6 protein-coding genes and 1 pseudogene are annotated in these 9322 nt (G+C 57.9%); 4 read left to right on the forward strand and 3 right to left on the reverse strand.

What is annotated here, in order from left to right; translation table 11 throughout:
• The coding region (locus H1Y01_RS04215; protein WP_180539024.1) for a TonB-dependent receptor at window positions 1-1158 on the reverse strand (1158 nt) is incomplete at its 3' end.
• Between the two features lie 411 nt (window positions 1159-1569).
• Complete coding sequence (locus H1Y01_RS04220; RefSeq protein ID WP_180539025.1) at window positions 1570-3111, reverse strand: Gfo/Idh/MocA family protein; 1542 nt, start codon at window positions 3109-3111, stop codon at window positions 1570-1572.
• Between the two features lie 833 nt (window positions 3112-3944).
• Here H1Y01_RS04220 and H1Y01_RS04225 point away from each other — a divergent pair.
• The 3 genes from H1Y01_RS04225 to H1Y01_RS04235 are packed head-to-tail and all read left to right on the forward strand — an operon-like array spanning window position 3945 to window position 7367.
• Window positions 3945-4364, forward strand: coding sequence for a response regulator (locus tag H1Y01_RS04225; RefSeq protein ID WP_180539026.1), 420 nt, complete (start codon window positions 3945-3947; stop codon window positions 4362-4364).
• Window position 4365: 1 nt separating this feature from the next.
• Window positions 4366-6267: an ATP-binding protein gene (locus tag H1Y01_RS04230; RefSeq protein WP_180539027.1), complete on the forward strand. Its 1902-nt coding sequence runs from the start codon at window positions 4366-4368 to the stop codon at window positions 6265-6267.
• 17 nt (window positions 6268-6284) lie between these two features.
• Window positions 6285-7367 carry a sensor histidine kinase gene (locus H1Y01_RS04235; protein WP_180539028.1) on the forward strand — a complete coding sequence of 361 codons (1083 nt, stop codon included), beginning with the start codon at window positions 6285-6287 and terminating at the stop codon, window positions 7365-7367.
• Between the two features lie 34 nt (window positions 7368-7401).
• On the opposite strand, the gene H1Y01_RS04240 is transcribed toward H1Y01_RS04235, so the two are convergent.
• Window positions 7402-8925, reverse strand: coding sequence for a YifB family Mg chelatase-like AAA ATPase (locus H1Y01_RS04240; RefSeq protein ID WP_180539029.1), 1524 nt, complete (start codon window positions 8923-8925; stop codon window positions 7402-7404).
• Between the two features lie 164 nt (window positions 8926-9089).
• Between H1Y01_RS04240 and H1Y01_RS04245 the strand changes: the two are divergent.
• Window positions 9090-9322: pseudogene (locus tag H1Y01_RS04245) on the forward strand (amidohydrolase family protein); the annotation flags it as partial.

Raw genomic sequence — 9322 nt, forward strand, 5'->3', positions numbered from 1 at the left:
GAACCAGGGAGTGTTCGACGAAACATAAGACGGCTGATAAGCCCAATTGTCGAAGTTATAGTAACTGAACAGGCCGACATAGGACATGAAGATTCCGGCGTCGATGTTGATCCCATGCATGGTGTTGATGTGGTACCCGCCGTAGGCTTCCGATAGATAACGATCGGCATCGGCGATGTCCCACTGACCCTTCGCGTAACTGGGATCATTACGGATGGTTGCCACGGAGTACTCACCGAATTGAGTCATGAATCGGGCGCGGACATTGTCCCAATGGAAGTCGCCGCCGAGACCCATCTGCTCCAGCTGGATCTCGTTGGAACGAAACAATTCGCTCGACCCGCCCATGGAGTCATCCACGGGCTTGTTAAAGTCGTACGTATAAGTAATATCGGCGCGAATTTCCGGGGTGAAGAACTTGCTATCGAAGGCAACGTCCTTGTTACGTGGGTTGCCGTTCAACCAGGTCCAGTCGTAATCCGCGAATGGCGTGAAATTGTCGACCGTGGGAGCGGGCGCGGCTTCCACTATTTTTTGAGCGCCCGGCGCACCGGCGCTCTGCCCACCAGGCGCAGTACTCTGAGGAATCGCGTTGGACGCCACTTCCTCCGGTTCCGGACGCTTCATAAATCCACCGGCAACCGGTGAGTTGTCGACCGGCGAAACCTTTTCAGGCGGGGGGGTGGTCTTTTGGGCGCTTAACAAAGCCTCAAGTTGTTCAATGCGCCGCTTCATTGCTTCCAGCTCTTCAGTAACAGAGACGGTCGAAGCTGCCGTTGTGGAGGGAATGCTATTCGGCACAGCATCCGCGGCGGCGAGTAGAAGATCGACCTGCGCGGTCCTCACGGGCGCGACTTGCACATTAGTCGAGAACTTTCTGAAGCCTTGCTTTACGGCATCTACTTCATAGTGTCCGGGCGCAAGGCGGTCGATCGCGAAAGCCCCATTCGCGCCACTAACCGCGGTCCGGTTCGTTCCGTTGTCGACGTTATGGGCGACGATCTGGGCCGACGGGACAGGTTGTCCGCTGGCTGAGTCGAGGGTCACACCGCCTAGTCCTCCAAACACGTCTGCGGCCGCAGCCGGGGATGGCAGCGCCATAACTTGAATCGCCGTGCAGATCGGCACCAATACCGTAATAAGTAGTTTCCCGGCCATACCGTTTCTTTTCCGTCGCTCTTCCTCGCGCTTCATGGGCAAAGTCGTCTCCCCCAAGATTGGGCGACGGGCCGTTAGGAAGCCATAAAGATTTCGGCAAGATTCCGTGTTTCCGGATTTGGGCATTGGAGAAAAATGTGCCAACCTAATCGGTTTTTTCGCATCGGTTTAAAGCCTCACCGATAAAAAGCACTCAAACATATCACGATTTTGTAGCCGGGCACGACGGGTTATTATCGAATTCCCAACGTAATTTGTGTGTTATTGTGCGACGAGACTAACGGGGAGCCCGGCTTTTCAGGGGGCAGGCCAAGAGAACGCGAAGGATAATCGTCATCCACTTAGTACGTCTGAGCGCACTTTATAGGAACGCGCCCAGTTACCTTGGCCGAGTCCGCCGGGCGAAACAGACTATCCGATCTTCCAGCCGTTCCGTATGACAGGCTTCAATAGTTGGTCCGCCGCCGCGTTATTCGTAATCTTCATGTTCTCCGCGTCCCACTCCAGCCTGCAGTTCAGCTTGGTGGCGATAGCGCCGAGCGCAATCCACTCGGTGAACGGCGCCGACACATTGAAGTTCGAACAGGCTGGAGAGCCGCCTTTGCAAGCGCGAATCCAGTCGCGGTAATGTCCGGGCGAACGCGGCAGCATCTCCGGTGGAAAATCGTAGTCCTTCATCTTCTCTACAGGCAGCAGGCGCGTGTTTTCCCCGTACGTTCCGGTTGTGATCATGCCTTTCTCGCCGACAAATAGGCTGCCATTCGTGCCGTCGTTGATCATGCCCATCCACTTAGCGAGCTTGCGTTCCTTCGGAGTCATGTTCGCCTCGTCCGGCGCATGCCGCGGTGTCGCGGGCGGCATCTCCCTGGGCGAAAAGAACTGATCGGTGAATACTTGTCCGATAATCTGCCGCTCTCTCGGTTTGAGACCCGCGTCCGGCCGGCTGGTGCGGTTGTATGGCAAATCGCCCAGGATTTCCCGTTGCGGCGCATTGGGGAAATTCGGCTGCTTGTCCCGCATCGCGTCATACCAGAAGATCTTGACCGGCGGCATCGACCCTCGAGCCGGAAAATCGAATCGCACGACCGATTTCGCCGGGAAGTAAATGTCGCTACTGCCTTCCTGGCGCACGCATTCCACCGCCGTGGGCGCGCCCAGCCGCAGTGCCATGTTTGCCGCGCCCAGGATATGACACGCCATATCTCCCAAGGCGCCCGAGCCGAAATCGTAGAACCCGCGCCACGTGAACGGAAGGTAGTCGTCGCTGTAAGGCCGGTCTTTTGCGACGCCCAACCAAAGATCCCAGTGCACCGTCGAGGGCGCCGGCGAAGTTACGGGAGGATCAATCGCCCCTTGCGGCCAGACCGGTCGATTGGTCCACGCATGCACTTCGGTGACATTGCCGATCTGGCCCGACCAGATCATCTCCGCGCATTGCCTGGTTCCCTCGTTCGAATAGCCCTGATTGCCCATCTGCGTCGCCACGTTGTATTGCTGCGCGGTCTTCAACAATTCGCGGCACTCCCAAACGGTATGCGCGAGCGGCTTCTGCACGTAAACATGTTTACCGAGCTGCATGGCCGCTATGGCCGCGGCTGCATGCATGTGGTCCGGGATGGTGACGATGACCGCGTCGATCGCGGCGCCCTGTTTATCCAGCATCTCGCGATAGTCAGCGAACTTCGGCACGTTCGCGAAATGCTCGAAGGTGTTCTTTGCCGATACCTCGTCGACATCGCACAAAGCCACGATGTTTTCCGTCGCGGCGCAACCCGCTATATCGCTTTGGGCTTTGCCGCCCGCTCCGATCGACGCAATGTTCAGCTTTTCATTTGGAGACTTATAGCCGAGACTCTTGAGCGAAAGTTGACTTCCAAAGCCGCCCAGCGGCACGGTGCCCGCTAAAAGACTGCCATAGAAAAAAGTGCGACGCGTGATCGGTTTGGGTGTCATAAGAAAGGCAACGGCTAATACGCATCATATTCCCACGCTTTCCTCGGAGTGCGGTGCGCGTAACAGTCGAAACGCGGGGCCAAGCGCACCGGGCGAACGCAGAATCGATACGCGGCAACTTGGCGCTGATCGGTTCGGAAGTCCGCCCCCCGGTTCCGATTATCGAACGGGCAAGCCGCACGGCTTTGCCAGATCGACACACAATTAAAGTGATCGAAAACTGTTATGGATCGTACATTATCATCAAACCCATGCTTGTAACCAAACTCCTCCGAACTTTTTATAAACGCCATTTCGCCTATTTATTCGTGATCCTTACGCTGACCGCGATCGACGCTTTTGCGCGTCCGATCAAGACTCCCCCGCCGCCGCCACCCCCGCCGCCGGTAGTCCCCGCGCTTTTGGCCATGATAAGCGGTTTATCGTCCTTGGTTCTCCCGTAGCAGCAATCTCGATCCGTCTCCGTGAAGTGCCGCCGGCTTGCAACGAAACCGGCGGCGCTCCGCCTGAAAACCCCTCCTTGGCGCCAGCGATATCCCCCGGTCACAGGCCATTCCACGCGTGCTCTTTCGGGACGACTCGCGTTCCGAACCGACCTCCCTTCAGATAGTTAGAACATCGGTTGCGTCCCCATAACCCGGCGCAATCGTCCTCCGCTCCGCGCGGGCAAGCGGCATTTAGTGGTATATATTGGCTTCCCCCCGGCGACGGGGGAACATCGCGAAGAGCACCCGACTCGACGTGAGTAGCCACCTTCCAAACGCATTCCGCGAAGCTGCCGGGCTTCCGCGCATGCATGGTTGGGCGACCGCCGCGCGCTCCGACCTCCGAGTATGATGTCCGAAAAAATTCGCGTTCTTGTCATTGAAGACGAGCCCGCGGACGCTGTATTACTGCTTCGCGCTCTGAAGCAGGATGGCTTCGACTTCGATTGGGTCCGCGTGGCCACGGAAGCCGAGTTTCTATCGCAATTACTAAATGCGCCTGAGATTATTTTGTCGGACTTCGACTTACCGGGATTCGACGCATTCCGCGCCCTGGAGTTGTTACAGGAGCGTGGCCTCGATATTCCGTTCATCCTGGTGACCGGACGGCAAGGGGGGGACCTTGCGTTTGACGTCATGAAAAGCGGCCTAAGCGACTTGGTTTTGAAAGACGAGCTTGAACGGCTGGGACTCGCGGTTCGAACGGCCATCGAGCAATGCCGGTTGCGGCGCCAAGAAACGGCTATCCATGTTGCCGGCGAGATATGAAATGGGGCGAAGCGACTCGATATCTCAAGAGCAACGAGGGGCCCCCCTCCAGTCCGCCGCATGGCTGCCCGCATCCCATGTCCTCGCGATTATTTCCGGGACATTGGCGATCGGCGCCTTTACTGCCTATGTGATTCGCCACAATCACCAAATAACATTAGACCACTGGAGATCTGAACTAAGCGCGTCCGTAAGCTATCAGAATTGGACGCTGCGGACGTCGCTGCAACAGAGCCAGGACGATGCGCGGATGCTGGCTGACTTCGCTGCAACCCGGGAACTATTGTTAGGCGAAAGTAACCGCGGATTTAGCGCCGGAGACCTGACCGCTCTAAAAAATCAGGTTCTTGACCGTTTTGAGGAATACAGAACGATCTATGAGTATGACGCCGTCTATCTGTTCGACCCGAACGGCCGGATCGCGGCTCAGGCCGCCGGTATAGAGCCTGGGACGTCCGTCATTACCGGTCCGAAGTTCATCGAGATTTTCGGATCGGTTGTACGCGACCGCCGTTTCGCGGTCAAGTTGGCGCAGGGCGCTAAAGGCGAACTTACGGTGGTGTTTCTGATGCCGGTGTTTGATTCGGCAGACTCCAAAAGACCGCCGGCGGAATCTCCCATTGGTGTCGTTGTCATCATTGATCGTTTTGCCCGCGATCTGCTGCCGCTAATCATGGCAAACCGCACGGGCAGCCGCACCGGCGCGACCGTCTTATTGCAGATGGAATCCGGTTTAGGCCGCTACCTGACCATTCCCGCCGGCTCGGTACATACGTCCGACACGCTGCTTCAAGGGGCCGGTTCAGCGGTCGAAAATCGCGCGTCATTCGGGGAGTACGTTGACAACCGGGGAGTCGACGTTCTGGCCGCGATGGAGAAAGTCGAGAACATCGGCAGTGTCCTCGTTCGCAAGGTGGATGAAGATCAGGCGCTGTCTGATTTTCGCCGGGTCGCGCGCATTGAAACGATCGCTGCGATGTCGATCCTGCTGGCCTATATTGGATTGATTTTCATGCACAATCGAAATGCTGTCGCGCTGGCGATGCGGCATGGGCTGGAACGCCAACAGTACATCAACCAGGTGCTGGAGGCGACCGTGGCCGAGCGCACCGGGCAATTGGAGCAGACCAATCAGAAGTTGCAGCGGGAGCTTGCGGAACGCCAGCGCGCGGAAGAGGAAGTCCGGATGCTGAACGCGGACCTGGATCAGCGGGTGAAGGAACGCACCGCGGAGCTCGAGGTCGCCAATAAAGAACTGGAAGCGTTCTCGTACTCCGTCTCGCACGATCTCCGCGCTCCGCTCCGCCGCATGCGCGGCTTTTCCACCATCCTACTGGAAGAACATGCGCCGCAACTAACGGATGAAGCCCAGCAGCTACTCCAGGTGGTTAATCGAAATGCTGTCCAGATGGGCGAACTAATCGACTGTATCTTGGCGTTTTCGCAGCTTGGCCGGCAGCCGCTGCGCAAACAGAAAGTGGCCGCGGCCGATGTCGTTCGCGTGGCGTGGCAAGACTTGAGCGCCGAGCGCGATGGAAGAGAAGTTGAAATAACGATTTGCGATCTTCCGGTTTGTGAGGCCGATCCGTTGCTGCTGAAGCAGATATTTATCAACCTACTCTCGAATGCTATTAAGTACAGCCGCATCAGGGAGGTTGCAAAGATCGAGGTCGGATGTAAGAAGTCCGGTGTTTATTACGTTCGCGACAACGGCGTCGGCTTCGACATGCGCTACCTGGATAAGTTGTTCGGTGTGTTCAAGCGGCTACATCGCACCGAAGAGTATGAAGGAATCGGCATCGGGCTCGCGATCGTGGCAAGAATTGTTTATCGGCACGGCGGACGGGTTTGGGCGGAGGCGGTTTTGAATGAAGGCGCAACGTTCTATTTCACGTTAGCGTAAGGAAGGCCATGCAGGCATTGCGATTATTGTTAGTCGAAGATAACGAAGAAGATGCCGAACTGCTCTTGAGGGAGTTACGCAGGGCTAGTTTCTATCCGGAATGGTCGCGCGTAGACACGGAAGAGGATTTTCTCAAGGCGTTGCACAAAGGGCCCGATATCATACTCTGCGACTATTCGATGCCGCGGTTCAGCGGGCTCCGGGCGCTGAAACTGCTGCGGGAAAGCGGGCTGGAAATCCCGTTCATTCTGATCTCCGGCGCGGTGGGCGAAGACGTGGCGGTGGAAGCGATGCGCGACGGCGCCACGGATTACCTGCTCAAAGACCGCATTGCTCGCGTCGGAGCCGCCGTAAGCCGGGCCCTAACGCTGACGCAGTTGCGCGCGGAACGCAATCGGGCCGAGGAGGAGCTTCGCGCGAAGGTCGAGATGCTTAACCACGCGAATCTGGAGCGGGAGCAGCTGATCGACCGTCTTAAGCGAACGCTATCCGAAAAGACCGTACTGCTGAAAGAAGTGCATCACCGGGTCAAGAATAATATGGCCGTGATCGCGGCTCTCCTCGGAATGCAATCCAAGCATCTGGACAACGATCAGGCGCGGATGGCGCTTGCCGAGAGTAAGCAACGAGTGCTATCCATGGCATCCATCCACGAACATCTGTACGCCACGGAGCGGCTGGATAGGGTCAACTTCGGCGAGTACGTTAAACAACTCGCGAACGACTTATTCGCCTCGTATTCGACAGCTTCCGAGTTAGTAAGCTTCGGCGTCGAGGCAGAAGCCATCGAACTGCCAGTGGACCGTGCAATTCCTTGCGGCCTGATTTTGAACGAGTTAATTTCGAACGCCTTGAAGTACGCTTTCGCGGACGGCCGCACGGGGACGATCAAAGTCTGTTTTGGCCGGCTCGAATCCGGCGGCCTCTCGCTTTCGTGCCGGGATGATGGAATCGGCCTTCCGGAGAATCTGGAGTGGAAAAGCCCGCACTCACTGGGTTTTAAAATCATTAGTATTCTGACGAAGCAGATTGACGGCAACTTAATGCTCGACCGGAGCGAACCTGGAACGCGATTCGAGTTGACGTTTCCGGAGGGGTAAGTCAGTAAGTGCCCTGGTAAGTACTGGCCAAGACTTATGTCCAGTAATGCCGGTCCAGACTTCGATAGCCGATTGCTTCAGCTATGTGTTTCGGCGCGATCGCGTCGGAGTTATCCAGATCGGCCACCGTGCGCGCTACCTTCAGTATCCGATCGTGCGCGCGGGCCGAAAGGCTCATCTTGCGAACGGCCATTTCCAATGTACGTTCACCGGCGGCATCCAATGCGCAAAGCTTTCTTAGCGTGCGCGGCGGCAGGGCGGAGTTATAACATCCGCGCGCATACTGAATGGCACGCGCCGCATCGACGCGTTCCCGCATGGACGCGGAAGTTTCCGTCGCTACCTCCGACCGCAGCTCTTTATACGGCACGGCCGGTACCTCGATATGGATGTCGATGCGGTCCAGCAGCGGACCGCTGATCCGGCCGAGATAGCGCGTGATGGTGGCCGGCGTGCAACGGCACTCGCGCGTCGCGTCGCCGTAGAATCCGCACGGGCACGGATTCATAGCCGCAACCATCATGAATCGAGCTGGGAAACACAAGGTCATGTGCGAACGCGCGACCGTGACTGACCCGTCCTCAAGCGGTTGACGCAGCAACTCCAGCACGTTTCTTGGAAACTCGGGGAACTCGTCGAGAAACAGTAGGCCGTTGTGCGCGAGGCTGACCTCGCCGGGACGCAGCGCGCTGCTGCCGCCTCCGATCAGTCCGGCATCTGAAATGGTGTGGTGCGGCGAGCGAAAAGGGCGGGTCCCCAACAATCCGGCGTTCTTGGGGAGCAGGCCCGCGATGCTGTGGATCTTCGTCGTCTCGATTGCTTCTTCAAAACGAAGCGGCGGCAGAATCCCCGCAAGGCGCTTGGCCAACATCGTTTTGCCCGATCCGGGCGGGCCGATCATGAGCACGTTGTGCGCGCCCGCCGCCGCGATCTGCAAAGCCCGCTTGGCTGTGATCTGACCCCGCACGTCGGCAAAATCGGGATACAGAGCGTCAGAGTCCTCGGCAGCGGCTCTTACTCGCGGAAGTGCGCGCGTGAATTCCTCGGGACGGGCGAGCAGAGCCACGGATTCCGCCAGGCTTCGAACGCCGAACACATGAACGTCTTCGACCACCGCAGCTTCGGCCGCGTTTTCCTCCGGGAGGATCAGATTCCGTATGCCCTGTTGCCGCGCGCAAACGGCGATCGATAGAGCGCCCCGCACGGGGCGCACGGCGCCATCGAGCGAAAGTTCTCCGATCGCAAGGTGCTGGTCTAATCCATGCACAACTCCCATCGCTCCGAGGATTCCGAGAGCCATCGGCAGATCGAAACCCGCGCCCTCCTTGCGAACGTTCGCCGGCGCAAGGTTGACGGTCACCGCCTTGTTCGGGTAGCCGAAACCGGAGTTCATCATGGCGCTTTTGATGCGCTCGCGGCTCTCGCGAACGGCCGTATCGGGCATCCCGACCAGCACGAAATCGCGAGCCATGCCCGACTTGTAAAGGTCGACTTCCACCTGTACCGGATGGGCGTCGATTCCGAACACGGCGGCGCTGTTGGTCTTGAAAAGCGGCACGATTGAAAGTTGGTTGTGCTCCAGCGCGTCCGGTTGTCGCAGGTAAGTTCTGTATTCTTTGCTTAAAGGAGGAACCTATGCGTGCTTGTACTTTGCTTGTTGCAGTTCTTTTCACGTCTGCGCTCGCCCGATCACAGCAACCGGTCATCCTTCATAACGCGACAGTGATCGACGGAACCGGCTCGCCGGCGCGAGAACATCTCGACATCACGCTCCGGCGCGGATTGATCGAGTCGGTTTCTCCCGCGTCGCAAGCGCACGCGGCGGGCGCGTCTGTAATTGACTGCACCGGCAAGACCGTCATCCCAGGGCTCGTCAGCGCGCATTCCCATCTCGGCGTGCTTTTGAACAACACGGAGCAATCGCCCGACGCGTATACGCGCGGCAACGTGACCGC

The sequence above is a fragment of the Nevskia soli genome (assembly GCF_903970205.1).
In the GTDB taxonomy this organism is placed as follows: Bacteria; Acidobacteriota; Terriglobia; order Bryobacterales; family Bryobacteraceae; genus Bog-113.

Excerpts from the sequence above, each read along its gene's own strand:
- H1Y01_RS04225 (WP_180539026.1), top strand. The coding sequence starts at position 3,945 with ATGATGTCCGAAAAAATTCGCGTTCTTGTCATTGAAGACGAGCCCGCG.
- H1Y01_RS04230 (WP_180539027.1), top strand. The coding sequence starts at position 4,366 with ATGGGGCGAAGCGACTCGATATCTCAAGAGCAACGAGGGGCCCCCCTC.
- H1Y01_RS04220 (WP_180539025.1), bottom strand. The coding sequence starts at position 3,111 with ATGACACCCAAACCGATCACGCGTCGCACTTTTTTCTATGGCAGTCTT.